The sequence below is a fragment of the Salipiger sp. HF18 genome (assembly GCF_011806505.1).
Lineage (GTDB): Bacteria > Pseudomonadota > Alphaproteobacteria > Rhodobacterales > Rhodobacteraceae > Salipiger > Salipiger thiooxidans.
In genome coordinates this window covers 96,546-123,177 of the sequence record NZ_JAATOS010000001.1, presented here as the reverse complement: position 1 = coordinate 123,177, position 26,632 = coordinate 96,546, and the positions used below count along the sequence as shown (strand labels likewise).

At 68.0% G+C, this 26,632-nt stretch carries 23 protein-coding genes; 16 read left to right on the top strand and 7 right to left on the bottom strand.

From position 1 onward, the window contains the following. The 8 genes from HC022_RS00600 to HC022_RS00565 all read left to right on the top strand — a co-directional run. A partial coding sequence (locus HC022_RS00600) for a PaaI family thioesterase (protein ID WP_167450943.1) occupies positions 1 to 394 on the top strand: 394 nt, incomplete at its 5' end. 102 nt (positions 395 to 496) lie between these two features. After that, positions 497 to 1,846: an MATE family efflux transporter gene (locus tag HC022_RS00595; RefSeq protein WP_167450942.1), complete on the top strand. Its 1,350-nt coding sequence runs from the start codon at positions 497 to 499 to the stop codon at positions 1,844 to 1,846. Between the two features lie 42 nt (positions 1,847 to 1,888). Beyond that, positions 1,889 to 2,440: an NADPH-dependent FMN reductase gene (locus HC022_RS00590; RefSeq protein WP_167450941.1), complete on the top strand. Its 552-nt coding sequence runs from the start codon at positions 1,889 to 1,891 to the stop codon at positions 2,438 to 2,440. A gap of 510 nt (positions 2,441 to 2,950) precedes the next feature. Then, entirely contained in the window at positions 2,951 to 4,177 is a 1,227-nt protein-coding gene (gene trpB, locus HC022_RS00585; protein WP_167450940.1) for a tryptophan synthase subunit beta, read from the top strand. Positions 4,178 to 4,257: 80 nt separating this feature from the next. Further along, positions 4,258 to 5,679 carry a TrkH family potassium uptake protein gene (locus HC022_RS00580; RefSeq protein ID WP_008884428.1) on the top strand — a complete coding sequence of 474 codons (1,422 nt, stop codon included), beginning with the start codon at positions 4,258 to 4,260 and terminating at the stop codon, positions 5,677 to 5,679. Between the two features lie 163 nt (positions 5,680 to 5,842). Then, positions 5,843 to 6,853: a TRAP transporter substrate-binding protein gene (locus HC022_RS00575; protein WP_008884979.1), complete on the top strand. Its 1,011-nt coding sequence runs from the start codon at positions 5,843 to 5,845 to the stop codon at positions 6,851 to 6,853. Next, positions 6,853 to 7,362 (top strand): TRAP transporter small permease, encoded by a 510-nt coding sequence (locus HC022_RS00570; protein WP_167450939.1) that lies wholly within the window; start codon positions 6,853 to 6,855, stop codon positions 7,360 to 7,362. The genes HC022_RS00575 and HC022_RS00570 overlap by 1 nt, the downstream gene beginning before the upstream one ends. A 4-nt stretch (positions 7,363 to 7,366) precedes the next feature. Then, complete coding sequence (locus HC022_RS00565) at positions 7,367 to 8,647, top strand: TRAP transporter large permease (RefSeq protein ID WP_167450938.1); 1,281 nt, start codon at positions 7,367 to 7,369, stop codon at positions 8,645 to 8,647. Here the strand turns inward: HC022_RS00565 and HC022_RS00560 are convergent. Further along, a complete protein-coding gene (locus tag HC022_RS00560) occupies positions 8,644 to 9,546 on the bottom strand; it encodes a LysR family transcriptional regulator (protein ID WP_167450937.1) in 903 nt (300 codons plus the stop codon). The two genes, HC022_RS00565 and HC022_RS00560, sit on opposite strands and share 4 nt — an antisense overlap. Positions 9,547 to 9,746: 200 nt before the next feature. On the opposite strand from HC022_RS00560, the gene HC022_RS00555 reads away from it, so the two are divergent. The 4 genes from HC022_RS00555 to HC022_RS00540 all read left to right on the top strand — a co-directional run bounded on the left by HC022_RS00555 (position 9,747) and on the right by HC022_RS00540 (position 14,907). Further along, on the top strand, positions 9,747 to 11,270 hold the full coding sequence (locus tag HC022_RS00555) for an aldehyde dehydrogenase family protein (protein ID WP_167450936.1): 1,524 nt from the start codon (positions 9,747 to 9,749) through the stop codon (positions 11,268 to 11,270). Between the two features lie 2 nt (positions 11,271 to 11,272). Then, positions 11,273 to 12,496 carry a pyridoxal phosphate-dependent aminotransferase gene (locus HC022_RS00550; RefSeq protein ID WP_167450935.1) on the top strand — a complete coding sequence of 408 codons (1,224 nt, stop codon included), beginning with the start codon at positions 11,273 to 11,275 and terminating at the stop codon, positions 12,494 to 12,496. A 175-nt stretch (positions 12,497 to 12,671) separates the two neighbouring features. Continuing rightward, entirely contained in the window at positions 12,672 to 13,673 is a 1,002-nt protein-coding gene (locus HC022_RS00545) for an ornithine cyclodeaminase family protein (protein WP_167450934.1), read from the top strand. A 1-nt stretch (position 13,674) separates the two neighbouring features. Then, entirely contained in the window at positions 13,675 to 14,907 is a 1,233-nt protein-coding gene (locus tag HC022_RS00540; protein WP_167450933.1) for an FAD-binding oxidoreductase, read from the top strand. Positions 14,908 to 15,024: 117 nt separating this feature from the next. Here the strand turns inward: HC022_RS00540 and HC022_RS00535 are convergent, their stop codons facing one another. The 6 genes from HC022_RS00535 to HC022_RS00510 all read right to left on the bottom strand — a co-directional run bounded on the left by HC022_RS00535 (position 15,025) and on the right by HC022_RS00510 (position 22,702). Beyond that, the gene (locus HC022_RS00535; protein WP_167450932.1) at positions 15,025 to 16,131 is read right to left on the bottom strand and encodes a hypothetical protein; all 1,107 of its coding nucleotides are present in this window, start codon (positions 16,129 to 16,131) and stop codon (positions 15,025 to 15,027) included. Then, positions 16,128 to 17,651 (bottom strand): class I adenylate-forming enzyme family protein, encoded by a 1,524-nt coding sequence (locus HC022_RS00530; RefSeq protein WP_167450931.1) that lies wholly within the window; start codon positions 17,649 to 17,651, stop codon positions 16,128 to 16,130. Before HC022_RS00530 ends, HC022_RS00535 begins: the two co-directional genes overlap by 4 nt. A gap of 64 nt (positions 17,652 to 17,715) precedes the next feature. Beyond that, the gene (locus HC022_RS00525) at positions 17,716 to 19,485 is read right to left on the bottom strand and encodes an ABC transporter permease subunit (RefSeq protein WP_167450930.1); all 1,770 of its coding nucleotides are present in this window, start codon (positions 19,483 to 19,485) and stop codon (positions 17,716 to 17,718) included. Then, complete coding sequence (locus HC022_RS00520; RefSeq protein WP_167450929.1) at positions 19,482 to 20,588, bottom strand: ABC transporter ATP-binding protein; 1,107 nt, start codon at positions 20,586 to 20,588, stop codon at positions 19,482 to 19,484. The genes HC022_RS00525 and HC022_RS00520 overlap by 4 nt, the downstream gene beginning before the upstream one ends. Before the next feature lie 178 nt (positions 20,589 to 20,766). Continuing rightward, the gene (locus HC022_RS00515; protein ID WP_175583389.1) at positions 20,767 to 21,828 is read right to left on the bottom strand and encodes an ABC transporter substrate-binding protein; all 1,062 of its coding nucleotides are present in this window, start codon (positions 21,826 to 21,828) and stop codon (positions 20,767 to 20,769) included. A gap of 109 nt (positions 21,829 to 21,937) precedes the next feature. Beyond that, entirely contained in the window at positions 21,938 to 22,702 is a 765-nt protein-coding gene (locus HC022_RS00510) for an enoyl-CoA hydratase/isomerase family protein (protein ID WP_008888123.1), read from the bottom strand. Between the two features lie 166 nt (positions 22,703 to 22,868). On the opposite strand from HC022_RS00510, the gene HC022_RS00505 reads away from it, so the two are divergent. From HC022_RS00505 to HC022_RS00490, 4 genes are all read left to right on the top strand, one after another. Beyond that, on the top strand, positions 22,869 to 23,654 hold the full coding sequence (locus HC022_RS00505) for an IclR family transcriptional regulator (RefSeq protein WP_368484587.1): 786 nt from the start codon (positions 22,869 to 22,871) through the stop codon (positions 23,652 to 23,654). A 93-nt stretch (positions 23,655 to 23,747) separates the two neighbouring features. Beyond that, complete coding sequence (locus HC022_RS00500) at positions 23,748 to 24,047, top strand: (2Fe-2S)-binding protein (protein ID WP_008888280.1); 300 nt, start codon at positions 23,748 to 23,750, stop codon at positions 24,045 to 24,047. 1 nt (position 24,048) lies between these two features. Beyond that, entirely contained in the window at positions 24,049 to 25,437 is a 1,389-nt protein-coding gene (locus HC022_RS00495; protein ID WP_167450926.1) for an NAD(P)/FAD-dependent oxidoreductase, read from the top strand. Then, complete coding sequence (locus tag HC022_RS00490; protein ID WP_167450925.1) at positions 25,434 to 26,594, top strand: FAD-binding oxidoreductase; 1,161 nt, start codon at positions 25,434 to 25,436, stop codon at positions 26,592 to 26,594. Before HC022_RS00495 ends, HC022_RS00490 begins: the two co-directional genes overlap by 4 nt. The last annotated feature ends 38 nt before the right edge of the window (positions 26,595 to 26,632 follow it).

Genomic DNA, 26,632 nt, shown 5'->3' with positions numbered 1-26,632 from the left:
CCGCGGCGACGAGCTGACGGGCGTGCTGAACTTCGACGAAAAGCTCATCGGCAACCCGCAGCTCCCGGCGCTGCACGGCGGCGTCACCGCGGCCTTCCTCGAGGTGACGGCGATCATCTCGCTGAGCTGGGCGATGCTCTGGGAGGATGTCGAATCCGGTACCCTGACCCTCGACGCGCTCGAGGCCGGGCAGCTGCCGCGGATGCCCAAGACCATCGATTTCACCGTGGACTACCTGCGCTCGGGGCTGCCGCGCGATGCCTATGCCCGCGCCCATGTCACCCGCTCGGGCCGCCGCTACGCCAGTGTCCGGGCCGAGGCCTGGCAGGACAACCACGACCGCCCCATCGCCCAGGCCCACGCCCATTTCCTGATGCCCCGCAAAGAGGGCTGACGCCCGCGCCACGCCCCGCTTCATCTTGCCAGACAAACTCCGGGGGAGTCCGCGGCACGCGGACGGGGGCAGCGCCCCCTCCCGGTCTCCACCAAGGTTCCCATGTCCCAGTTGCCGCAGGCCCTCACGCATTCCCGTGTCCTGAAGATCGCTCTGCCGATCCTGCTGTCGAACGTGACGATCCCGATCCTCGGCGCGGTTGACACCGGCGTCGTGGGCCAGATCCCGGCGCCCGAGCCCATCGCCGCGGTGGGCATCGGTGCCATCGTGCTCTCGGCGATCTACTGGGTCTTCGGCTTCCTGCGCATGGGCACGGTCGGGCTCACGGCGCAGGCGGCGGGAGCGGGGGACCGCAACGAGGTCGCCGCCCTGCTCACCCGCGCCCTGATGATCGGGCTCGCCGGCGGGGTGCTCCTGATCGCGGCGCAATGGCTGATCTTCACCGTGGCTTTCGCGGTCTCGCCCGCCTCGGCCGAGGTCGAGGCGCTGGCCCGCGACTACATGCGCATCCGAATCTGGTCGGCGCCCGCCGCCATTGCCATCTACGGCATCACCGGCTGGCTCATCGCGCAGGAACGCACCCGAGGCGTCTTCGTCCTGCAGCTCTGGATGAACGGAATCAACGTGGGGCTCGATCTGCTCTTCGTGCTGCATCTCGGCTGGGGCGTGAGCGGCGTCGCCATCGCAACCTTCCTCGCCGAATGGTCCGGGCTCGCCATGGGGCTCTGGCTCTGCCGCGAGACCCTGCGGGCGCCGGCGGCACGGGCCTGGGCGCGGGTCTTCGACGCGGTGCGGCTCAGGCGCATGGCGGCGGTCAACGGCGACATCCTCGTACGCTCGATGCTGCTCGAGACGGTCTTCGTCTCCTTCATGCTGATCGGCGGCGGCTTCGGCGACGTGACGCTGGCCGCGAACCAGGTGCTGCTGCAGTTCCTGATGATCACCGGCCACGCGCTCGACGGCTTTGCCTTCGCCGCCGAGGCCCTCGTCGGCCGCGCCTTCGGGGCGGGGCAGGTGACCCAGCTCCGGCGCGGCGCGCTGCTGACGAGCCTCTGGGCCGCTGCCATCGCCTGCGTCATGGCGGTGGCGTTCTGGAGCTTCGGGCCGTGGCTCGTCGATGTCATGGCGACCGATCCGGAGGTGCGGGCCGAGGCGCGGGTCTACCTGCCCTGGATGGTGCTGGCGCCGATCACCCAGCTCGGGCTCACCATGTTCGACGGGATCTTCATCGGCGCCACCCGCTCGCGCGACATGCGCAACATGATGATCGTGGCGACGGCGGTCTATTTCGCCGCGCTGGCGCTGCTGCTCGAGCCGCTCGGCAATCACGGGTTGTGGCTGGCCATGCAGATCTGCTTCGTGACCCGGGGGCTGACGCTGGCGCTGCGCTACCCGGCGCTGGAGCGGGCGGCAGGGGCCGGGAAGGGTGGTCCCGCGGGCCGAGCGGCCTAGCTCTGCGGCACGGGACAGGTGACAGGGACGGGAGACCTCTTCATGACCAGCATCCTCGGGTTGTCGGGCAGCCTCCGGCGCAAATCCTTCAACACCGGGGTGCTGTACGCGGCGTCGGACCTCGTCCCGGCCGGCGTGACGATCGACGCCCGCACCATCCACGGCGTGCCGCTCTACGACGCCGATCTCGAGGCCGAGGGCACGCCCGAGACGGTGCGTGCCCTGCGCGAGGCCCTGTCGGCGGCGGACGGGCTGCTGATGGTCACGCCGGAATACAACAACTCGCTGCCGGGGGTGTTCAAGAACGCCATCGACTGGATCGGCTCGGGCGAGGGCGCAAAGCTCTTCGCCGGCAAGCCGGTGGCCCTGATCGGCGCCTCGCCGGGGGGATTCGGCACGATCCTGTCGCAGAATGCCTGGCTCCCCGTCCTCCGCACGCTGGGCGCGCGACCCTGGTTCGAAGGGCGGCTGATGATCTCGAAGGCAAGCGGCCTCTTCGACGAAGACGGCCGGCTGGTGGACGAAGAGACCCGCCAACGCCTCGCCGAGTTCGTCGCGGGCTTCGCACAGTCGATCTCGGCACACGACGGCTGAGGCTGGCAAAGCGGGGCGACCGCCTCCGGCCGCTGCCCCTCTCTGGCGGAGCGGCCTTCCGGCCGCGCAGGTCAAGTCGCCCTTGCGGGCTCCGCCCCCCTGGCTGGCCTGACGCCTCCGACATCCAGCAGGACCTGTGGACCCAACCGGCAGCACTTGCGAGACGTTGAAAACCGGGCGCGACCCGGTCCTTCATCTTGCCGGATAAACTCCGGAGGGCCCGAAGGGCGGGGGCAGAGCCCCCTCCGGTCGCGGGAGTGGCTGGTGGCTCGGGACAAAAGCCCGTCCGCAATGAAGAAACCGCGGGAGCAGGGGGCGCTGCCCCCGTCGCGCGTTGCGCGACTCCCCCGGAGTTTATCCGGCAAGATGAAGGGGCGGGTGGCGCGTCTGCCGGGGCGGGCGGAGTGTGGGGAACATGGGCGCAGTATTTGCGGGGTTCGGGGCAGGCGGGGCTGGTCAAGGGGCGGGTCCTTGCCGTAGAGAAGACCAACTGCGAGACGGAGAGGCGCGATGGACGATCTGTTCAATTCCTTCATGAACGGCCCCGACGAGAAGGGCCGTTTCGGCATTTACGGTGGACGCTTCGTGTCCGAGACGCTGATGCCGCTGATCCTCGATCTCGAGGCCGAGTACGAGCGCGCCAAGACCGACGCGAGCTTCTGGGCCGAGATGGACGACCTGTGGAAGCACTACGTCGGCCGGCCGTCGCCGCTCTATTTTGCCGAGCGCATGACCGAGGAGCTCGGCGGCGCCAAGATCTATCTCAAGCGCGACGAGCTGAACCACACCGGCGCGCACAAGATCAACAACGTGCTGGGCCAGATCATCCTTGCCCGCCGCATGGGCAAGACCCGGATCATCGCCGAGACCGGCGCCGGCCAGCATGGCGTGGCCACCGCCACCGTCTGCGCCAAGTTCGGGTTGAAATGCGTCGTCTACATGGGCGCCCATGACGTCGAGCGCCAGCAGCCCAACGTGTTCCGCATGCGCCTTCTGGGCGCCGAGGTGGTGCCGGTGACTTCGGGTCGCGGCACGCTCAAGGACGCGATGAACGACGCGCTGCGCGACTGGGTGACCAACGTGCGCGACACCTTCTACTGCATCGGCACCGTCGCCGGTCCGCACCCCTATCCGGCCATGGTCCGCGACTTCCAGGCGATCATCGGCAAGGAGGTGCGCTGGCAGCTTCCCGAGCAGGAGGGCGAGGGCCGTCTTCCCGACAGCGTGGTCGCGGCCATCGGCGGCGGCTCCAACGCCATGGGGCTGTTCTACCCGTTCCTCGACGACCCGTCGGTGAAGATCATCGGCGTCGAGGCCGGCGGCAAGGGCGTGGACGAGAAGATGGAGCACTGCGCCTCGCTCACCGGCGGGCGTCCGGGGGTGCTGCACGGCAATCGCACCTACCTGCTGCAGGACGACGACGGCCAGATCCTGGAGGGCTTCTCGATCTCGGCCGGTCTCGACTACCCGGGCATCGGGCCCGAGCATGCCTGGCTGCACGACACCGGCCGCGCGGAATATGTCTCGATCACCGACAAGGAGGCGCTGGAGGCGTTCCAGTTCTCGTGCCGGACCGAGGGCATCATCCCCGCGCTCGAGCCCAGCCACGCGCTGGCCCACGTGATGAAGATCGCGCCGACCCTGCCCAGGGACCACATCATCGTCATGAACATGTGCGGTCGCGGCGACAAGGACATCTTCGCGGTCGCCAAGCATCTGGGCCCGGATCTCGCCTGACAAGGGCCCGCGCCGCGCCTGATCGCGCGGCGCCAGCGGGCCGGGCCGTCCGGCCTCCGGTGACGCTCCACGGATCCCGCATGAGCTTTGTCGTCTTCATCAACGGCCTGACGCTGGTCTTCTTCGCTGCCCTGATGGCGGTGGATGCGCTGGTGTTTCCCGATACCGCCGAGGTCTTCGGACTGGCCGCGGCGCTGACCGGGCTGGCCGGTGCGCTGATCAGCATCGCCGCCACCCCCTCGCGCGACGGGCTGCGGCACCTGCATGCCTTCGTTCTCACCGCTTCGACCTGGTTCGTGGCCGCCGTGGCGGGCGCCATCCCGCTCTGGATGTGGCAGCTTGCGCCGGTCGATGCGCTCTTCGAGGCGATGTCGGGGATCACCACCACCGGCTCGACGGTGATGAGCGGGCTCGACCAGACGCCGCGCGGGGTGATCCTGTGGCGGGCGCTCCTGCAGGCGGTGGGCGGTGTGGGCTTCATCGTCACCGGCATCGCGCTGCTGCCGATCCTGCGCATCGGTGGCATGCAGCTCTTCCGCACCGAGAGCTCGGACAAGGGCGAGAAGGAGATGCGCAACGCCGCGAGCTTCGCCATGGCGACGCTCGAGATCTACGTGACGCTGATCCTTGTCTGCGCGGTGGTCTACCTCGTGGGCGGGATGAGCGTCTTCGACGCCATCACCCACGCCATGACCACGCTGTCGACCGGGGGTTACTCGGGCTATGACGCCTCGTTCGGGCATTTCGACAGTGCCTTCCTGCACTGGGCCTGCACCTTCTTCATGCTGGCGGGCGCGGTGCCCTTCGCCTGGTACATCCGCGGCGTGAGCCAGCGGCGGTTCCGCAGCGAGCAGGTGGAGGCGATGCTCATCACCCTGACCGTTACGATCCTGTTCCTGTCCGCGTGGCTGGTGCTCACCAGCGACTACGGTGTGTGGGACGCGCTGCGGCTGGTGGCCTTCAACGTGGTCTCGGTCGTGACTACGACCGGCTACGCCACCACCGACTACACCGCCTGGGGCCCGCCCGCGGCGGTGGCCTTCTTCGCGCTGACCGCGGTGGGGGGCTGCACCGGCTCGACCGCGGGCGGGGCCAAGGGCATGCGCTGGATCGTCTTCGCCCGCGCCACGCTGATGCAGCTGCGGGTGATCTGGTCGCCGCACGTGGTGCAGTCGATCCGCTACGAGGGCAAGCCGATCGGGCCGGACGTTCTGGCCGGGGTGATCTCGTTCTTCGCGATCTACATGGCGACCTTCCTCGGACTCGCGGGGATCCTGTCGCTCCTGGGGCTCGATTTCTCGACCGCGACCAGCGGAGCGCTGACGGCGCTGGCGAACGTCGGCCCGGGCGTGGGGGCCACCATCGGGCCCGCGGGCAACTTCGCCACGCTCAGCGACACGGTGAAGCTGCTGCTGCTCTTCGGGATGTACCTCGGGAGGCTCGAGATCCTGACGGTCATGGTTCTGCTCACCCCGGTGTTCTGGCGCGAGGCCACGGCCTGAGCTGCCCGCGCGCCGGTCACACTCCGGCGCCCGCGTCCGGAAATGCCGTCCGGGCCCTTGCACCCGCCGTCGCTTTGCAGAACAGATGAACCACCGGGAGACGCCCCCGCATCCGACGCGGCGAGGGCCTGACGCCCGGAGCACAACCGACAGGGACAGGACCATGAAACAACTGCTGACCGCCACCGCCCTGGGGCTCTGCCTGGCCGGGGCCGCACAGGCCCAGACCGTGCTGACCGTCGCCAACTGGCTGCCGCCGTCGCACCCGCTGGTCAGTGAGCTCATCGTGCCGATGACCGAACAGATCGCCGAGGCCACCGGCGGCGAGGTCACCGCGACCATCCTGCCCGCGCCGCTCGGGCCGCCGCAGGCGCATTTCGATTTCGCGGTGAACGGTGTCGCCGACATCACCTTCGGCGTGCAGGGCTACAACCCCGGCCGCTTCAAGACCACCAACATCGTCGAGCTGCCCTTCCTGGGCGACAGTGCCGAGGACATCTCGGTGGCCTACTGGCGCGTCTTCGACCAGATGCTGCGCGACGCGGGCGAATATGACGACGTGCACGTGCTCTCGGTGTTCAGCCACGGACCGGGCGAGGTCTTCCTGAAATCCGGCGACGTCGCCTCGCCCGAGGTGCTCGACGGCGTGAAGCTGCGCGTGGGCGGCGGCATCGTGCACGAGGTCGTCTCGGCGCTTGGCGCGGTGCCGGTCGAGGGCCCGTCCTCCAAGGCCTACGAGCTGCTGAGCCAGGGCGTCGCGGACGGCATTCTCTTCCCCTACGAGTCGGTGAACTTCTTCAAGCTGATCCCGCAGCTCGACGAGGCGATCTCGGTGCCCGGCGGGCTCTACAACACCTCGTTCTACATCGTGATGAACAAGGCAAAGTGGGACAGCCTCGACCCCGAGCAGCAGGACGCCATCGACACCGTCGCCGGCGAGGCGCTGGCGCGCATGGCCGGCCGGATGTGGGATGCCGCCGACGCTGCCGGCAAGGCTGCCATGGAGGGAGAGATCACCATCACCCCCGCCACCGAGGCGCAGCTTGCGGCCTGGGAAGACGCGCTGTCGCCGCTGGTGCAGGCCAAGCTCGACGAGGCCGCCGAGACCGGCATCGACGCGCAGGCGGCCTTTGAGATGCTGAAGTCCGAGATCGCCAGGGAAGCCGCGGAGTAATGTCCGAGGCGACGCCCGACTCGACCCCGCCGCGCGGCGCCTTCGGGCTGCGCGCGGCGCTGGCCGTGCTCGGGGGCATCCTGCTCATGGCGCTGATGGGGATGACCGTCACCGACGTGATCGGGCGCTACCTTTTCAACGCGCCGCTGCGCGGGGCGACCGAGCTTACCGAGCTGCTGCTGGCGGCGGTGGTCTTCCTCGGCCTGCCAGCGGTGGCGCTGGCGGACGAGCATGTGACCGTCGACCTTGTCACCGACCGCCTGCCGCGCGCGGCGCAGCCCTGGCGGCTGGCGGCGGCGGGGCTGTTCTCGGCGGTGGTGCTGGCGGTCGTGGCGTGGCGGGTCTGGGTCTACGCGTCCCAGATCGGAGGCTACGGCGGCACCACCACCACGCTCGCCATTCCGATCGCGCCGCTGGGCTATTTCTGCGCGATCTGCACCGGCGTCGGAGCCCTGCTGACCGCCGCCGTTCCGGCCATCGCACTGGCCCGGCACCTGAAAGGACACTGACATCATGGAAAGCTGGCCGGTCGGCATGGCCATCCTCGGCGTGCTGCTTCTGGTGGGCGTGCCGATTTCGATGGCGCTCGCAGGGGTGGGGCTCGTGGGCGTGGCCTCGATCATCGGCTGGACCCCGGCGCTGTCGCTGCTGGGCTCGGCCTTTTTCGACAGCGGGCGCGACTACTCGCTCTCGGTGCTGCCGCTGTTCCTGATGATGGGCAATTTCGTGGTGCAGTCCGGCATCGCGGAAGAACTCTACAATTCCGCCTATGCCTGGCTGCGGCACCGCAAGGGCGGGCTCGCCACCGCGACGGTCATCGCCTGCGGCGCCTTCAGCTCGGTCTGCGGTTCGTCGATGGCGACGGCGGCCACCATGACCCGCATCGCGCTGCCCTCGATGCGGCGCTTCGGCTATCCCGACCGGCTGTCGACCGCCTCCATCGCCGCCGGAGGCACGCTGGGTATCCTCATCCCGCCTTCGGTGATCCTCGTGTTCTACGGGATCATGACGCAGCAGGACATCGGCAGGCTGTTCCTCGCCGGGCTCGTCCCGGGGATCATCGGCATCATCGGTTATGCCATCGCCGTGCGCATCTCGCTCGCCACGCAGAAGATCGACCTGCCGGTCGAGCCGAAGCTGCCGCTGCGTGACCGCTTCCTGGCGCTGAGGGGCACCGCCGGGGCGCTCCTGCTCTTCGTCTTCGTGATGGGCGGGATCTACCTCGGCGTCTTCACCCCGACCGAGAGCGCGGGCATGGGGGCAGGGGGCGCCTTCCTGCTGGTGCTGCTCTCGGGGCGGTTCAGCCGCGAGAAGATGATCGCGGTGCTCTACGACACCATGAAGACCACCTCGATGATGTTCTTCATCCTTTTCGGCGCGCTCACCTTCACCAACTACGTCAACATGTCGGGCATGACCCGCGACATCCAGGCGGCCCTGGCGGTCTTCGGCGACACGCCGATGATGACCATCCTCGTGATGCTCTGCATCTACCTCGTGCTGGGCTGCGTGCTGGAAAGCCTGTCGATGATCATGCTCACCGTGCCGGTGTTCTACCCCATCGTGGCGGCGCAGGGCATCGACCTGATCTGGTTCGGCATCTTCGTCGTCATGGTGACCGAGATCTCCTACATCACCCCGCCGGTCGGCATGAACGCCTTCGTCCTGCGCTCGGTGGTGCCGGACGTGCGGCTGAGCACGATCTTCAGCGGCCTGATGCCCTTCGTGGCGATGGACGTGCTGCGGGTGGCGCTGCTCACCGCCTTCCCGGGGCTGGTGCTGCTGCTGACCTAGGCGCCGCGCGCCAGCGGCCGGAACGACACCTGACCGATCAGCCAGTCGCGGAAGCCCGCGGCGCCGTCGGCGCGGCCTTCGGGGGTCACGATATAATAGGCCATGTCGGTCGAGAAGGGCGCGTCGAGCGCCACCCGGAGTGTGCCCGCCGCCAGCTCCTGCTCGATGAGGTAGAGCGGCAGCAAAGCGTAACCGAGCCCCGCGCGCACCGTCTCGATGGCAAGAGCGATCTCGTCCACCCAGTGGCCCTCGTTGGCGTTCTCGAGCTCGACCCCCTGCCGCCCGAACCATTCGGACCAGAGCGCCGGGCGCTCGGCGAGGTGGATCTTGGGGCGCTCGGCCAGCGCCTCGGCACGGGTCACGGCGGGCAGGGCGGCACCCGCGACCGGCACCACGATCTCGGAGCAGAGATAGGTGCAGCTGCCGCCCGGCCAGATCGGCTGGCCGTAGTGGATCGCAAGATCGCACTGCACCTCGTCGAAGTCGAAGATCCCGCCGCGGGTCGACAGGTCCAGCCGCAGCCCCGGATGCTGCGCGAGGTACCCTGCCAGCCGCGGCACCAGCCAGCGCTGCGCAAAGCTCGGCAGGGCGTTCACCGACAGCACCGTCTCGCCCGCCGCGCCCGCGGTGGCATGGCGCATGGTCCGCTCGGCCATGCGCAGAAGCCGCTGCACCTCGGGCAGCAGGTCCTCGCCCGCGCGCGTGAGCACCACCCGCCCGCGCAGCCTCTCGAAGAGCGGTTTGCCGAGCTGCTTCTCGAGATCGCGGATCTGGCGGCTGACGGCGCTTTGTGTGAGGGCAAGCTCCTCGCCCGCGCGGGTGAAGTTGCCGTGCCGCGCCGCCAGCTCGAAGGTCTGCAGGATGCGCATGTCGGGAAGAAGGCGGCGTTGCAGGATCATGGCGGCGGGTCCGGGGCTGGTGTCATGCGTATCGCGCCTCCTTACCAGCTAATTCGGCCATTGGTCATGCGAATTGGGAATGGGGGCAGCCGGAATCGTCGTGCGGACCCCGGATCGCGCCCGTGCTAGGCTGCGCCCGAAGCGCGCCCCGGCGTGCCAGACGGATTCCCCACCTGGGACGCCCTGACAGGAGACAGACCATGCTCACCAAACCGCTCGACATCGTCACCCGCGACACCATGCAAGCCTGTGGCGCCACCGCCGCGCTGGACGTGGCCGGCGGCATGGCGGTGATCTCGCCGGTGACCGGCACCGCCGTCGCCAGCCTTGCCACCCACAGCGCCGGGGACGCCGCCACGGCCATCGACCTCGCCGCCAGCGCCTTCCGCACGTGGCGTACGGTGCCCGCGCCGCGCCGGGGCGAGCTGGTGCGGCTCTATGCCGAGGAACTGCGCAAGTCCAAGGAAGACCTCGGCCGCATGGTCTCGATCGAGGCCGGAAAGTCGCCGTCTGAAGGCCTCGGCGAAGTTCAGGAGATGATCGACATCTGCGATTTTGCCGTCGGTCTGTCGCGTCAGCTCTACGGCCTGACCATCGCCACCGAACGCCCCGGCCACCGCATGATGGAAACCTGGCACCCGCTGGGCGTGGTGGGCATCATCACCGCCTTCAACTTCCCCTGCGCGCCCTGGTGCTGGAACGCGGCGCTGGCGCTGGTCTGCGGCGACCCGGTGATCTGGAAGCCGTCCGAAAAGACCCCGCTTACCGCCCTCGCCTGCCAGGCAGTGTTCGAGCGTGCCCTCGCCCGTTTCGGTGACGACGCCCCCGCCGGGCTCAGCCAGGTGCTGGTCGGTGGGCCCGCCGTTGGTGAGGCGCTGGTCGAAAGCGAGAAGGTCTCGCTGATCTCGGCCACCGGCTCGACCCGCATGGGCCGGATCGTCGGCCCCAAGGTCGCGGCGCGCTTTGGCAAGTGCATCCTCGAGCTGGGAGGCAACAACGCCGGCATCGTCTGCCCCTCGGCCGACATGGACATGACCCTGCGCGCCGTCGCCTTCGGCGCGATGGGAACCGCCGGGCAACGCTGCACCACCACCCGCCGCCTGTTCGTGCACGAAAGTGTCTATGACCAGATCGTGCCCGCGCTGAAGAAAGCCTATGCCTCGGTTTCGGTCGGCAACCCGCTGGAAACCCAGGCGCTGGTCGGCCCGCTGATCGACAAGACGGCCTATGACTCGATGGTTGCGGCCCTGGCCGAAGCCGGTGAGATGGGCGGCGTCGTGCATGGCGGCGAACGTCAGGAGGTCGGTCCGGACACCGCCTATTACGTAAAGCCCGCCATTGTCGAGATGCCTGCCCATGACGGCCCGGTCCTGCGCGAGACCTTCGCCCCGATCCTTTACGTCATGAAGTACTCCGACTTCGACGACGTGCTCGAACAGCACAATGCCGTCGGTGGCGGTCTCAGCTCGTCGATTTTCACCACCGACCTGCGCGAGATGGAGACCTTCCTGTCGGCCAAGGGCTCGGACTGCGGTATCGCCAACGTCAACATCGGCACCTCGGGCGCCGAGATCGGTGGCGCCTTCGGCGGAGAGAAAGAGACCGGCGGCGGCCGTGAAAGCGGCTCTGACGCATGGCGCGCCTACATGCGCCGGGCGACCAACACGATCAACTACTCGACCGAGCTGCCCCTCGCGCAGGGCGTGGTCTTCGACATCGACTGATCATGAAGGACGTCGACGCATCCGACTTCCGGCCCGCCGAGCGCATCGAGCAGCTCGGCGTGTCCGAAATCCTCGCGATCGGGGCGCGTGCCGCAGAGCTGCGCGCCTCGGGTCGTGACATTATAACGCTCGGGGCGGGTGAGCCCGATTTTGACACGCCCGACCACATCAAGCAGGCCGCGTGGGAGGCCATGCAGCGCGGTGAGACCAAGTACACCGCGCTGACCGGCACCGCCGCGCTGAAAAAGGCGATCGCCGGCAAGTTCGCCCGCGAGAACGGGCTCGACTACCGTCCGTCAGAGATCATCGCCTGCACCGGCGCCAAGCAGGTGATCTTCAACGCGATGATGGCAACGCTGAACCCGGGGGACGAGGTGATCATCCCGACCCCCTACTGGGTCACCTACTCCGACATCGTCGAGCTTTGCGGCGGCACGCCGGTGCTGGTGCCCTGCGCCGCCGACCAGGGCTTTCGCCTGACCGCCGCGCAGCTGCGCGAGGCGATCACCCCGCGCACCCGCTGGCTGATGCTCAACTCGCCCTCGAACCCTTCGGGCGCCGCCTACGCGGCCGAGCACCTGCGCCCGCTGATCGATGTGCTGCTCGAGGCGCCGCATGTCTGGCTCATGGTCGATGACATGTACGAGCATATCGTCTACGACGGCTTCCGCCATGCCACGCCGGCAGCGATGGAGCCCGCGATCAGGCCGCGTACCCTGACGATCAACGGCGTGTCCAAGGCCTATGCCATGACCGGCTGGAGGCTGGGCTACGGCGGCGGTCCGGAGGCGCTGATCAAGGCCATGTCGGTGATCCAGAGCCAGTCGACCTCGGCCCCCTGCTCGATCAGCCAGGCGGCGACGATCGCCGCGCTGGAGGGGCCGCAGGAGTTCCTTGCAGAGCGTGCCGAAGCCTTCCGCGCCCGCCGCGATCTTGTTGTCGCAGCGCTCGAGGCCGTGCCCGGGCTGGCCTGCCGGACCCCCCAGGGGGCCTTCTACGCCTTCGCCGAGTGCGGCGGGGTGCTGGGCAGGCAGACACCGGACGGCCGGCGCCTCGAAAGCGACCGAGAGTTCTGCGCATGGCTGATGGAAACGGCGGATGTCGCCGTGGTGCCGGGCACCGCCTTCGGCCTGCCCGGGCATTTCCGGGTCTCGTATGCCACCGACGTGGAGACCCTGCGGACGGCAATGGCACGCATCGCCGACGCCTGCGCGACGCTCGCCTGACACCCCTCGGGCGGCACCGGTGCCACATGCGGTGCCGCCCCGAGACGCAGGCCGACGGCCTGCCCCCGATACCATGCGCCATCGCCGGTTCCCACGGGCGGTGATCAAGGCTAGCAAGAAGAACGGATGGGTTGACGGCGCGTCCCTGCGCCGCGGCCCGTGCTGGAGCCCACGAATGACCGACAGCCAGGCACCCGAAACGCTACAAGACCCCGGCCTTCTCTACATGTCATCTGTGGACGTAGAGGCCCTCGGTCTCACGCCTGCCGACCTTCGCGGTGCCATCGGGGACGCGGTACGGAGGCGCTCGCATGACATCAGGGGCGGTCTGAAGACCCGCGTGCAGGTGGACGAGACCCGCTTCTTCATGTCCATGTCCGACGCCGATACCGTGCTCGGGCTGGGAGTGACCAAGTGGATCGGCTATTCTGCGGCCAACGCGCAGCGCGGTCTGCCGGCGATCAGCGCACAGATCATCCTCAGCGACGCCGACACCGCCCGGCCCGTGGCCATCATGGACGGCAGCTGGATCACCACCCATCGCACCGCCGCGCTGTCCGCGCTGGCGGCGCAGGCGCTCGCCCGGCCGGGGGCGTCGACGCTTGGTGTGCTTGGCTGCGGCGTGCAGGCGCACAGCAACCTGGCCGCCCTTGCGGACGTGCTGCCGGGGCTGCGCAAGGTGCGGGCGTTCTCACGCAGCACCGCCTCCGCCGAGGCGCTGGCTGACCGGGCCCTGGACATGGGCTTCGAGGCTGAGGTGATGCAGGAGCCCGAAGCTCTTGCCGGGACCAGCGACGTGGTGGTCAGCTGCCTGCCAAGCATCGACGGCATCACGCCGATCGTGCGTTCGCAGGCGCTGAAGCCCGGAGCGCTTGCCATCGGGGTGGACCTTGGCAGGGCATGGCAGCGTGACGGGCTTTCGGATCACGTGGACGGCTTCTTCACCGACGATCTTGCCGCACTCGAGCGCAATGGCGGCAACCCGTCGCTGGCCCATCAGGGGCGCTATGATGGTGACCTCTATGCGATGCTGAGCGGGGCGCACCCCGGGCGCGAAAGCGACACGCAACGCCTGATGTTCCTCTTCCCCGGAATGCCGCTGGCCGATCTCGCGGTGGCCCGGCTGGTGATGACCCGGGCTGCCGAGCGTGGTCTCGGCACGAGCCTCATGCGCTGAGATGGCCCGGATCGCGGTCATAGGCGCCGGCATCATCGGCAGCAGCATCACCGCCGTGCTCCAGCGCGAAGGACACGCCGTCACCTGTTTCGATCCCCGCGGACCGGGACAGGCGGCCTCCTTCGGCAATGGCGGCAGCATCGCCCCCGGCTCCATCGCGGGCACCTCAGGCCCAGGCATACTCGGCGACGCCATCCGCTGGAGCCTCGCCGGGGACGGGCCGCTGCGCCTGCACTGGCCGCGCCTGCCGGTGGCGGCTCCCTGGCTGCGCCGCTTCGCCCGCGCCGGCCGGCCCGACGGGCTGCAGGGCACCGCCGCCGCGCTGCACCAGCTGCACCGCAGCGCGCTGACCGATTACGCCCAGCTGCTCGGGCCGGGGCGCGCCGACCTTCTGCGCACCAGCGGTCAGCTCTACGTCTACGACAGCGACAAGGCCTACGAGAAGGACGCGCCGGGCCGCGCCTTGCGCCGTGATCACGGGGTACGGATGACCGAGTTGACCGCCGACGAGGCGCTTGAGATGGAGCCGTCGCTTCGCCCCGGGCTGGCACGGGCGCTGCATCTTCCCGATTTCGGCCAGACCCCGAACCCGGGCGCGCTGGTGCGGGCCATCGCCGAGGACGCCGTACGTGACGGGGCGCGCCTCGTCACGACCTGCATCCACAAGTTGTTGCCGGTGCCCGGAGGGCGCGGTATGGGCCTGCTCAGCGACCACGGAGAAGAGGTCTTCGACACGGTGGTCGTGGCCGCAGGGATCTGGTCCAACCGCCTGCTGAAACCGCTGGGCGCGGCGGTACCGCTGGAAAGCCTGCGCGGCTACCACGCCACGCTCGAGCTGCCCCGGATGCCGGGCCAGCCGATCTATCCCATCGCCGAAAAGATCATGGCGACCCCGATGGAGGACGGTCTGCGCGTGGTGGGCGTCGTGGAGGTCGCGGGCACCCGAAAGCCGCCCGAGTTCTCCAACATCGACCGGCTGACCGGTGCCGCGCGGCGGATCTTCCGGGACGTCGGTGAGGCACGCTCGGTCTGGATGGGGCATCGTCCCGCCATGCCAGACTCGGTGCCGGTGATCTGCCGCGCCCCCGGCCATCCCGATCTGGTGCTGGCCCTCGGGCACGGGCAGACGGGCATGTGCGGCGCCCCGGGGACCGCCAACCTCGTCTCGGACCTGCTGGCAGGGCGGCAGGGCCGCATCGAGCCCCATCACTTTGACATCGCCCGCTTCCGCTGAAGCCGGTCAGCCAGCGCGGACCTTAAGGCGACTGGTTACATCGCTGCGGTCCCGACATGAAAGGGGCGCCAAAACCCGGCGCCCCTTTCCGCGTATCATGTGTCTGGTCACGGGCCGTTATCGGCGCCGCTCCCCCGTCGCGTGCCACGCCGGTTCCGACATCAGCCGGTCCCGCAGGCCGAGCATGTCGGCGCACACGGCCTCCAGGTCGGCGACATCGAAACCGTCCGCATGGGCGAACCCCTCGGAGCGCAGCAACTCGGCAAGCCGTCCGTTATAGCTGGCCCGGCTGCCGGACACGGTGAGACCACCCGCATGCTCGAAGGCGTCGTTCCAGGCAACGGCCTCGGCCTCGGTCACGCTGGCCGGCAGGTCGAGGCTCATGACCCCCGCCTCGGACAGAGTCACCGGGTAGCCGCCGGGCAAGCCGCACGGTCCGGGCACATGGCCGCTCCACGGCGTCCCCGCCGCGAGGGCGAGGATCAGGGTGACGCCGCTGGCGCCGGAAATCTCGATCGCGGGTTCGGGGGTCAGCTTGCACTCGGCGAAGGTCGCGAAGGGATCGGCAACCTCGGTATCATCGGCAAAGATGCGCGGCGCGGGGCCGGTACGCTCTGTCGCCGGCTGCCGCCAGGGCTTCAGGCACTGATAATGCGCCAGCACCCGCAAGGTGCCCTCGGGACGGGCGGGAGCGCCCCGGAAGACGTTGGACAGGATGGCCACGTTGCCGGTGCCGCACAGCACGTCATGGCCCATCGCGGTGATCATGACGTTGACCACGTCCGGGAAGGAGCAGTTGATCAGCGGGGTCTTCGGGCAGAGCTTCGTGATCGCCGCCGCCATGCGCGAGGACATCAGCGCCTGAAAGACCGCCGTGGCGCTCAGGCCGCCCTCCGCCACCAGCTGCGTCCAGCGCGAGCCCTGGTCCGAGATCACCGACGAGGTCTGGATCGAGGCCGCCTGAACTACGATACGCGGCTTCAGTTCGGACAGCAGCGCCTCGCTCGCGCCCTCCTCGAGCAGGTCGATCCGGTGCGCGCGGAAGGTGGCAGGGGTGCCGAACATGGCCGCCCGGGCATTGCCGGCGGTCTGCAGCCATTGCAGCCGGTCGACGTTCCGCCCGGCGATAACGACGGAAACGGGCTCCTTCGCGGTGGCAGCAATGTCGAGCGCGATACGACCGGCGAACATGCCGGTGCCGGTGATGAGGACGTCAGTGGTCATACGGTGGAGGCCTTTCGGGTGGTCGCGCGCTCCCAGCGGTCGGGAGCTTTGGGCAGCAGGTGCTTGCGGATCCGCTGGCTGGGGGTCTTGGGGAACTCGTCGATGAAGGCGATGAAGCGCGGCTGCTGGTAGGGGGCCAGCTTGTCGCGCAGCCAAATGCTGATCGCCTCGGCATCGGGCGTGCTGCCCGGGGTGGGCCTCACGAAGAGCTGGATGTCGTACTCCCCGATCTCGGCGGGCACACCAACCATAGCGGATTCCTCGATCTGCGGGTGCCGGTTGGCGACGCTCTCAACCTCGTGGGCCGACACGTTCTCGCCCTTGCAGCGTACGCTGTCGCCGACGCGGCCGTGGAAGCGCAGCATCCCGTCCTCACCCCAGGACCCCGTGTCGCCGGTGTGGAACCCGTCGGCCTGCAGGGCCTTTGCCGTGGCCTCGGGAGCATTGTGGTAGCCGGCGAAGATCGCGCCCTCGATGGTCGAGGTGATCACGATCTCGCCGCGTCCGTCCCCGGGCCCAAGGATGCGTCCCGCCTCGTCCTTCACCTTGAAGTCGAACCAGGGCAGCGGGCGGCCGATGGCCCCGACGATCCCCTCGGAGTTGGCGCAGCTGATCGAGGACGCCTCGGTCTGGCCGTAGCATTCGGTGATGGTGATGCCGAACCGGTCCTCGAAATCGCGCCAGGCCGAAGCCGGGCAGCCGCCGCCCCAGGCGATGCGCACGCCGTGGCTCCGGTCGAGATCCGACGGCGGTTGCTTGAGCAGGATCTGCAGAATGCCGCCGAGGTGGTGAATGTGGGTGCAGCCCGCCTCAGACACCTCACGCCAGAAGCGGCTGGCCGAGAACTTTTCGGCGATGGTCAGGCTGACATCGCGCAGGATCGGCAAAACCATCACCTGCGCGCCGCCGACATGGTAGATCGGCTCCCACATGAAGAGGTTGTCACCATCCTGAAGGCGGCCGACCTCCTCGACACCGCGGGCGGCGATCTCGAGCATGGTCTGTGTGACGCGCACGCCCTTGGCCGGGCCGGTGGTGCCAGAGGTGAACATGATCGAGGCAAGCCCGGTCGGCTCGGCCACCTCGAAGGCGGGGCGTATCGCCGGGGCGGCGGGAAGGTCGCGGCTGTGCAGCACGAGGATACCCTCGCGCGGCTGCGCCTCGCATGTGGCAAGCGTGGCCTCGAGCTCGGGGTCGCAGACCGCGATGGCGGCATCCACGAGCCGGATGGCGTGCACCAGCCCGTCGCCGACGAGCGCGGGGTTTACCGGCACCCAGATCATGCCCGACCGGAGCAGCCCGTGAACGAGGGCCAGCGTGGCGGGGCTGTTGCGTGTCATGACGGCCACTGTGTCGCCTGGGCGCACGCCGTGTTCGGCAAGCCATGCGATCATGGCGTCCGCCGCATCGGACAGCGCCCGGAAGCTGAGGACGGTGCCGTCGGTGGTGCGGGCAAAGACCCGGTCAGGCGTCTTTTGGGCCTGTTCGATGAAGGTCTTTGCCAAGCCTTGGATGTTCATGGTCTTCCTCGAAATGGATCAGAGCGCCGCGCCACGGAAAGGTGGCGCGGCGAGGGAGAGGGCGTCAGGATTTCTGCACACGCTGCGCCAGCAGCAGGATCACCGTGACGATCACCAGCACCACGACGGACACGGCGGCCAGTGTCGGGTTCAGCTGAAGGTACATGTCGTCCCACATCTGCTTGGGCAGGGTCGATTTCAGACCGCCCGAGATGAACAGCGCGATGGTCAGCTCGTCGAAGCTCGTCACGAAGGCAAAGAGTGCAGCCGAGATGATACCGCCCCGCAGCAGCGGCAGGGTGATCAGCCTCAGAACCTTGATCCGCCCCGCGCCGAGCGTGGCTGCCGCTTGGTCAAGACGCCAGTCGTAGCCCTTGAGCACCGCGCCGATGGCGATGAAGGTGAAGGGGATCGCCAGCAGCGTGTGGCCGATGATCAGGCCGATGTTGGAGGCCACCAGCCCGATCTGTGCCATCAGGTAGAACAGCCCCACCGCGATGACGATGCGCGGCACGATCATCGGCGCCAGCATCAGGCCGAAGACGGCCTTGCCCCACTTGCTGTCCGAGCGCGCCAGTGCCAGAGCCGCCATGCCGCCCAGCAGCGTGGCCAGGATGGCGGTGGCGAAGGCCACGCCGAAGCTGCGCAGGGTTGCCGAGATCCAGATCTGCGAACTGAAGTACTCGGAGAACCAGCGCGTCGAGTAGGACGGCGGCGGGAAGGTCAGCGCCTGCTCGGCGGTGAAGGCCAGCGGCAGGACGATGATTGCCGGGGCCAGAAGGAACAGGAACAGAACCCCCAGATAGGCTGCCCGGACGGGCTTGGGACCTTCGTCACCACGGTCCCCGAGCCGGTTGAAGGGCGAGCAGATCCAAGCAAGCCCGGCCAGGACCTTCTGCCCGGCACCGCGCAGCCACTGCGCCCCCGTCTTGGACCCCTTCGCCCCGGTGGAGCTGGCCTGTGTCAGCGACGAAAGGCCGAAGAACTGGTCGTAGATCCAGATTGCCACGAGGGCAGCGGCGACGAGCATGACCGACAGCACGGCGGCAAAGGCCCAATTCACGAGCTCCTGCACCTGCATGATGATGATCTGCGCCAGCATCGTCTGGCCCCGGCCACCAAGGTAGGCCGGCACGATGAAGAAGCCGAGCGAGGTGATGAAGGTCAGCAGGCCACCGGCGGCCACGCCGGGCATCGCCAGCGGGAACTCGATCAGCCAGAAGCGCTGCGCGCGCTTGGCACCGAGGCTGCCCGCCGCGAGCGGCAGGCGCTGGTCGATGCCGGTCATCACGGGCACCATCGTCAGGATCGCCAGCGGCATCATCGCGTGGACCATGCCCACCAGCACGCCGAACTCGTTGTACATCAGGTCCAGCGAGCCGTCGGTGACGCCGGTCCCGGTGAGGATCGAATTGAACAGGCCCCGGTCACCCAGCATGATCATCCAGGCGAAGGTCTTGACCAGGTAAGATGTCCAGAAGGGCAGCAGCACCAGGAACAGCCACTTGTTGCGGCGGCTGTCCGGAAGGCGCGCCAGCCAGGCGGCTACCGGATAACCCAGCAGCACCGAGAAGAAGGCCGTCAGGATCGAGATCCGGAAGGTGATCCACAGGTTCCGCATGTAGATCGGTGTGTCTGCGAGGTGCTGGTAATGCTCCAGTGAAACGCCGGCGGTCTCCTCGCCCGAGAAGCTCAGGCCGATCAGCCGCAGCATCGGCAGCAGGAGGAACACCGCGACAAATGCCAGTGCCGGCGCGGCAAGCCAGAGCGGCCCGAGCTTGAGACGCGACAGCGCGCCACCCCGGGCGGAGATGTTCGAGGTCACGCTGCTCATGACACCACCCGGCCTGCCTCGATGGGCCAATGAACAGTGATCTCCTGGCCGATCTCGGCGCCGATGGCGGCACCGGGATCGCGACGCAGGGTGAATTCCGTGCCGTCGGGCAGGTCGAGCAGCAGCCGGTTGTCCGAGCCGATGTAGACCACGTCGCGCAGCGTGGCGCGCAGCTCGTTCATGCCTGGGCCGGTGGCCGCGCCGAGCGACACCCGCTCGGGGCGCACGATCAGGGCGTGAGCCCCGGCATCGGCGTCACGGGCGCCCATGCGGCCCGCGAAGGTCCCGGCAGCGGTCCGGATCAGCGTGTTGCCCTGGTCATCGGTGCCGGCAAGCGTGCCTTGCAGCAGGTTCGAGTGGCCGATGAAGGTCGCGGCAAAGATCGTCTCGGGATCCGAGTAGATCTGGCTCGGGGTGCCCAGCTGCTCGACCTTGGCGTGGTTCATCACGCAGATCCGGTCAGACATCACCAGCGCCTCTTCCTGGTCGTGGGTGACATAGATCAGCGTGGTGCCGAATTCGCGGTGCAGGCGGCGGATCTCCAGCTGCATGGTCTCGCGCAGGGCCTTGTCGAGCGCGCCCAGGGGCTCGTCCATGAGGATGATCTCGGGGCGGAAAACAAAGCAGCGGGCCAGGGCCACGCGCTGCTGCTGGCCACCCGAGAGCTCGCGGGGGAAGCGGTGCGCGAACTTGTCGAGCTGCACCTTCTCCAGCGTCTCGGCCACTGCCGCCTTGATCTGGTCGGCGGGTTGGTTCCGCATCCTCAGCGGGAAGGCGACGTTCTCTTCGACGGTCATGTGCGGGAACAGCGCGTAATGCTGGAACACCAGCCCCATGCCGCGCTCGTGCACGGGCCGGTCGGTCCAGTTCTCGCCGTCGATTGAAAGCCGCCCCGAGGTCGCGGGGGTCAGCCCCGAGACCATTTGCAGCAGCGTTGTCTTGCCCGATCCCGAGGGGCCGAGCAGCGTGAGGAATTCACCCCGCTGAACGTCCAGTGTCGTGGGTTCGAGGGCGGTGAACGTGCCGTATGTCTTGGACAGGCCGTCGATCCTGATCTTTGCGGCAGGAGAGGCCGTGGCGGCGGAAGGGGTGGAAATGTTCATGAAGAGGATGCCTCTGTCGGAGCGTGCCGGGCACTTGGTCTTTATCGGCGACGGGCCTTGCCCGGGGCCCGAGCGTAACGGGCCGGTCGCCGCGCGGAGCGGACGTCTTGACGTGTGTCGCGAAGAGTTTGGGGACCTGCCAGCGACCTCCGCTAAGGGGCCGCTGGCAGGAGTCGTATCACATCAGGAGCCAGAGATTGAACCGCTCGGTCATCTCGGCGCGGTTCGCCTCCCACCAGCTCTCGTCCGCCAGCACCATGCCCTCAAGGTTTGCCGGCGCGGTCGTGAGCACCTTGGCGCGCTCTTCGGAGATATGCGCGTAGGCCGACAGGTTCGTCGGGCCGTAGGACAGGTCATCGGTGAACAACGCCTGCTGCTCGGGACGGGCGCAGAAGGCCAGGAACTGGCGCGCGGCGTCGACGTTCGGGCCACCCTTGGGCAGGCCCCAGCCCTCGATAGAGTAAAGACCTTGGTTCCAGACCAGCTCAGCCGGGGTGCCGGTGTCGATGGCCGATTGCAGGCGGGCGTTCCATCCAGCCAGCATATCGACCTCACCACTTTGCAGCAGCTGCGTCGACTGCGCGCCGCCGGTCCACCACACGTCGATGTGGTCCTTGATTTCGTCAAGCTTGGCAAAGGCGCGGTCCACGTCGAGCGGGTACAGGTCCTCGGGCGCGACACCGTCAGCCATCAGCGCCTGTTCCAGCGTGTCGATCGGGTTGCGGCGCAGGGCGCGGCGGCCGGGGAACGCGTCGGTGTCCCAGAAATCAGCCCAGCTCGACGGACCGTTCTCCATGTTCTGCGTGTTGAAGGCCGAGACCGTCGCGTAAACGTCGGTGCCCAAGAAGTTCGAATGTACCGAGCCCGGCATCATGTTCTCGGCCAGCGCCGGGTCAAGCTGGATGTCGTCGAGCAGGTCCTCCCGCTCCAGGATCAGCCGCGCCGACAGGGTCAGGGTGCAGACATCCCAGATGTAACTGCCGGTTTCGACGATCGACTTGAACTGCGCGGTCGGCTCGGCGTCGCGGGCGACGGGCACGATCTCGATGCCGGTTTCGGCGGTGAAGGGCTCGTAGAAAGCCTTGCTGAAGCCGGCGTTGAACGGGCCGCCCGGGTCAGCGACGGTCAGCGAGGTGGTCTGTGCATTCGCCCTGCGGCCCAGCATCGGGGTCGCGAGGGCGGCCGTGCCGATGGCCAGCATGCTGCGGCGGCTCAGGCGCGATCTGTCGGTCTTGATCATGGGGGGTACCTCTGTTGGAAGGTTGGCTTGGTTTATTGTTGATCTGATTGAGCGACGCCCGCCGCTGGGGCGGAAGCCGCGGTCTTTCGGGAAGATCACCGCGTGCCGGTCAGGCCTTTGCACGCTTGGCGAAGAACTCTTCCATCATCCGTTGGGGCTCGCCGGTGGCATAGGCCTCGAGCTGGATGCGGACGCCTGCCTGCATGGCATCTTCGTAGCCTTCCTGGGTGACTTCCTTGATGCGCTGACGGTTCAGGCGCATCGCCACCGGGGGCTTGGTCGCCAGGTCCCGTGCCAGTTCCATCGACGCGGACATAACCTTGTCCTGGTCGACCAGGCGGCTGATCAGGCCCCACTCATACGCTTCCTTGGCGTCGAGCATCCGTCCCGTGAAGGTCAGGTCGATGGTGCGGGCAATGCCGATCATGTCGCGCATCACCCAGTTGCCGGTGACGGTCGGAATGCCCGAAAGGATCTCGGGCTGCCCCATGCGCACGCCGGAGTGCGCCACGCGCAGGTCGCACAGCAGCGCCACCTGGAAAGCAGAGCCCGCAGCCACGCCGTTGAGCGCCGCGACGATGGGTTTGGAGCTGTCGCGCAGGCAGGCGTAGAGCTTTTTCCACTCGCCCATCCAGCTTTCGGTGCGGTCCGCGTCGAAGGTCTTGCTCTCGCTCAGGTCCTGTCCGGCGCCGAAGGCCCGATCGCCCGCACCCGTCAGGATGATGGCGCGGACCTCGTCATCCGCCTCAGCGGTTTCGAACGCCTCAATGAGCATGTCACGCATGGACGCGTTCCAGGCATTCATCTTCTCAGGACGGTTCAACGTGATGGTCAACACGTTGTCGGTTTTCTCGGTCAGGATGAAGTTGTCCATAGTATCCATTGCATTGTGATAGTTACTATTGGATAAAAATGATTGAACGCGGGTTTGTCAATCGTCTTGAGCCTGTCGGTTGAAATTCGACCCGTGTTACAGAAAGAAACGCAGTGCCGACGCAGGTGCGTGGTGCGTGTCGTAGCCGGGATCGAGGAACGAAGTGGTGGCAGAAGAAAAGAAGAAGCCGGCAAAGCGGGCGGACCCGCTGATGGTGCAATCGGTGGCCAAGGCGTTCCGCGTCCTCGAGGCCTTTAACGGGCAGCATCCGCACATGACCCTTTCGGACATCGCCGAGCAGACCGGCATGGACCTCAGCGGTGCGCAACGCTTTGCACACACGCTGGAAAGCCTGGGGTATCTCGAGAAGGACACGCGCACGCGGCAGTTCCAGCTGTCAGTCAAGGCATTGGATCTCGCGCATCATTTCACCCGGACATCGCGGCTCGTGGACCGGGCGATGCCGGTGCTGCAGTACCTGAGCAAGGAAACCGAGGAGACCGTGAACCTGACCGTTCTGGATGGCACCGAGATTGTCTTCATCTCGCGCTTCCTGAGCCGGCACGTGCTCCATACGGACGTGACAATCGGCACCCGTCTACCCGCCTACTGCATGGCCCCCGGCCGTGCGATGCTGTCGCGCCTGCCTCCCGAAGAGATCGCCTCGATTCTCGAAGCCTCGGAGATTCGGGCCCACACGCAGAACACCGTGACCGACATCAGCAGGCTTAAGGAGATCATCGAGGAGGCAAGGCTCAAGGGCTATGCCACCGCCTTCGAAGAAATCTACCACGCAGATGCCTCCATTGCGGCGCCGATCCTGGGCGCGCAGGGGCAGATGATCGGGGCGGTCTCGCTGGCGCTCTCGACCCTGCGCTACACGCGCGAACAGCTCGAAGCCTCTTTCGCGCCAATGATCCTTGCGGCGGCACGGTCCATCTCCTTCTCCTGACGCGGACCAAAGGCCGCCGCGAACGTGGAGGCTTGACGAAGGAGCAATTGTGATCTCTCATAGTGCCATAGTAGATATTGCATGGTAATAACCGTGGCGCACCATCTCTTTCATCCCATCGACCCAGGCGCCCCGCGCCCGCTGCGCTTCGAATTCGACGGCGAAGAAATTACCGCACGGCCCAATGACACGCTGCTGGCGGCAGTGCTGGCCTCGCGGGAGCGCTGCGGCGTCAACGAGTTCGACGGAGGCGGTCGCGCCGGGTTCTGCCTGATGGGCAGTTGCCAGGAATGCACCATGTGGGACGAGGACGGCAGACGCCTGCGCGGATGCATGACCGAGGCCCGCGACGGCCTGCGCCTGCGCTCACGCCCCCACGGCGGTTCCGACTGAGATGCAGACCGACACGAGGATCGTCATCGTCGGCGCAGGACCTGCCGGTCTTGCCGCAGCGCGCACGCTGGTCGAGGCGGGGCTGCGGCCCATCGTGCTGGAGGAAAGCCCGCTGGCAGGCGGCCAGGGCACCCGGCGCCTGTCGCCGATGACCGCCCCGCATCGTCCGGCGCTGTTCAGCGCCTCGGCCGAGGCCATCGCCCGCCGAGAAGACGCCGAGGACGCGGTGTTGCTGCAGTGCGATTTTCGCACGGGTACGCTGGCCTGGGCCTGCCACGACAACCGGCTGGAGCTGCTTGGCCCGGACGGGTTCGACAGCCTGACCTATACCCATCTCGTCATCGCCGTCGGCGCGACCGACCGGCTCATGCCCATGCCGGGCTGGACCCTGCCGGGTGTGTTCACGCTGGGTGGTGCGCAGGTGGCACTGAAACGGCATGCCAGCTTCATCGGTCAGAAGGTGGTGTTCGCCGGGTCCTCGCCACTGCTCTACCTCGCGGCGGCGCAGTACCTGCGGCTCGGGCATCGCGACCTGACCGTGCTCGACACAACCCCTGCCAGCGGCAAGGCCCGGGCCTTTCCCGCGATGCTGCGCCACGAGCCCCGCACCGCTCTGCAGGGCCTGTCGCTGATCGCCGAGCTCAGGCGCGGCGGGGTCACGCTGCGCTCGGGCGTTCGGCTGGACCGGATCGAGGGGGACAGCCGCGTGCAACGGCTGCGCTACACCACAGCCCGCGGGCGCGACATGACTGCCGAGGCGGATGCGGTGGCGCTGGGACACGGGCTGCGGGCGGAGACACAGCTGGCCGAGCTGGCTGGCGCGACCTTCGCGTTCGATCCAGACTTCCGGCAGTGGTTTCCCCGCACCGACGACATGGGACGCGCAGGCGAACGGCTCTGGCTTGCGGGAGATAGCGCGCGCATCGGCGGTGCCGATGCGGCGGATGCCGCCGGGCGCCTCGCGGCGCAGAGCCCGCTGGAAAGCCTCGGGCGGGCCGCCGACGCGCGCCAAGTCCAGCGCAACACGCGGCGCCTGCGCAAGCAGCACGGGTTCCAGCGGGCGATGACCGACGCCTTCCGCTGGCCTGCCAAGCAAGCCGCCTCCCTCGCCGACGATGTCCTGATCTGCCGCTGCGAGCGGGTCACGGCAGGCGAGATCCGCGCTGCGCTCGACACGCCCTCCGGCCCGATCGAGGTGAACCGCGTTAAGTCCATCACCCGCTGCGGCATGGGGCGCTGCCAGGGCCGTTTCTGCGGGCCCGCGCTTGGCGAGATCGTGGCCTCGGCCACCGGTGAACCGCCCGGCCGTCTGCGGACACAGGCACCGGTCCGGCCCATCCCGCTGGTCTTCGATGCAGGCCCCATCGCACCAGAAGGGGAAGGCACATGAGCCCGGCCCTGCAAAGCGATGTGCTCGTGATCGGCGGAGGGCTGTTCGGCACCTTCACCGGGCTGTTTCTGGCGCGGGCGGGTCTGAGGGTGACGCTCCTCGAGAAGGGGCAGATCGGGGCACAGGCCTCGGCCACCAACTTCGGCAACCTCCGCCTGCATGGACGCTCGGCACTGCAATACCCCCTGTCGATCCGCGCGCAGGAGCTCTGGGAGAATTATGGCAGCCTGACGGGTGAGGACTGCGAGATCGACCGCACCGGGCATCTCTATTTCGCTGGCGGCGAGCGGGGCGAGACCCAGCTGCGCAAGGATGTCGAAACCGCCACGCGGTTCGGAGTCGAGTCGCAGCTTCTCGAGGGCGCGCTCCTGCGCAAGCGGTTTGGCTTCCTGTCGGACCGCATTCGCCTTGCCGCCTTCAGCCCGCGCAGCGCCGTCGCCAATCCCCGGCTCAGCACGCCGCCCGTCGCCCGGGCGATGGTCCGCGCCGGTGGCACGGTGATCGAGGGCTGCGAGATGGCCGGCTTCGACGTCACCTCCGGAGGCTTTGCCGTCACGAGTACCGACGGCCGCCGCTTCGAGGCGCCAAAGCTGGTGAATGCCGCCGGAGCCTGGTCTGGGGCGCTGGCCGAGAAGGCCGGCGAGCCCGTGCCGATGTTCAGCGCCGGCCCGCCGCAATTCGTCACCGAACCCCTGCCGCACCGGTTGCACCCTTCGGTGCACATGGTCGAGGGCGATGTCATCGTGCGGCAGATCCCGCGCGGCAACATCATCTTCTCGGGCTATCCGCGCACCCACTCCTTGCCATCAGGCGCTTTCACACATGTCCCGCCCGCCAAAACACTGCGTGGGATGCGCGAGTTGGCTCAATGCATCCCGATGCTGGCGCGGGCCGAGGTCATCCGCGTGTGGTCCGGGGTCGAAGGCTACCTGCCGGACATGCTGCCGGTGATCGGGCCCAGCACCACCATGCCGGGCCTGTTCCACGCCTTCGGCGGCAGCGGCGGGGGCTTCCAGATCGCACCGGCCGTCGGCCAGTGCCTCGCCGCTTTGGTGCGGGGTGAGGCGTCGCCAGTCGATATCTCCAGCTATGGCATAGACCGCTTTACCGAGAGCTCCGAAGTCTCGGAGAAGATTCACCTGGAGTTCGATCAATAAGCCTCTGTAGACACGCCTTGTCCGAAGAGCGTGCAGGG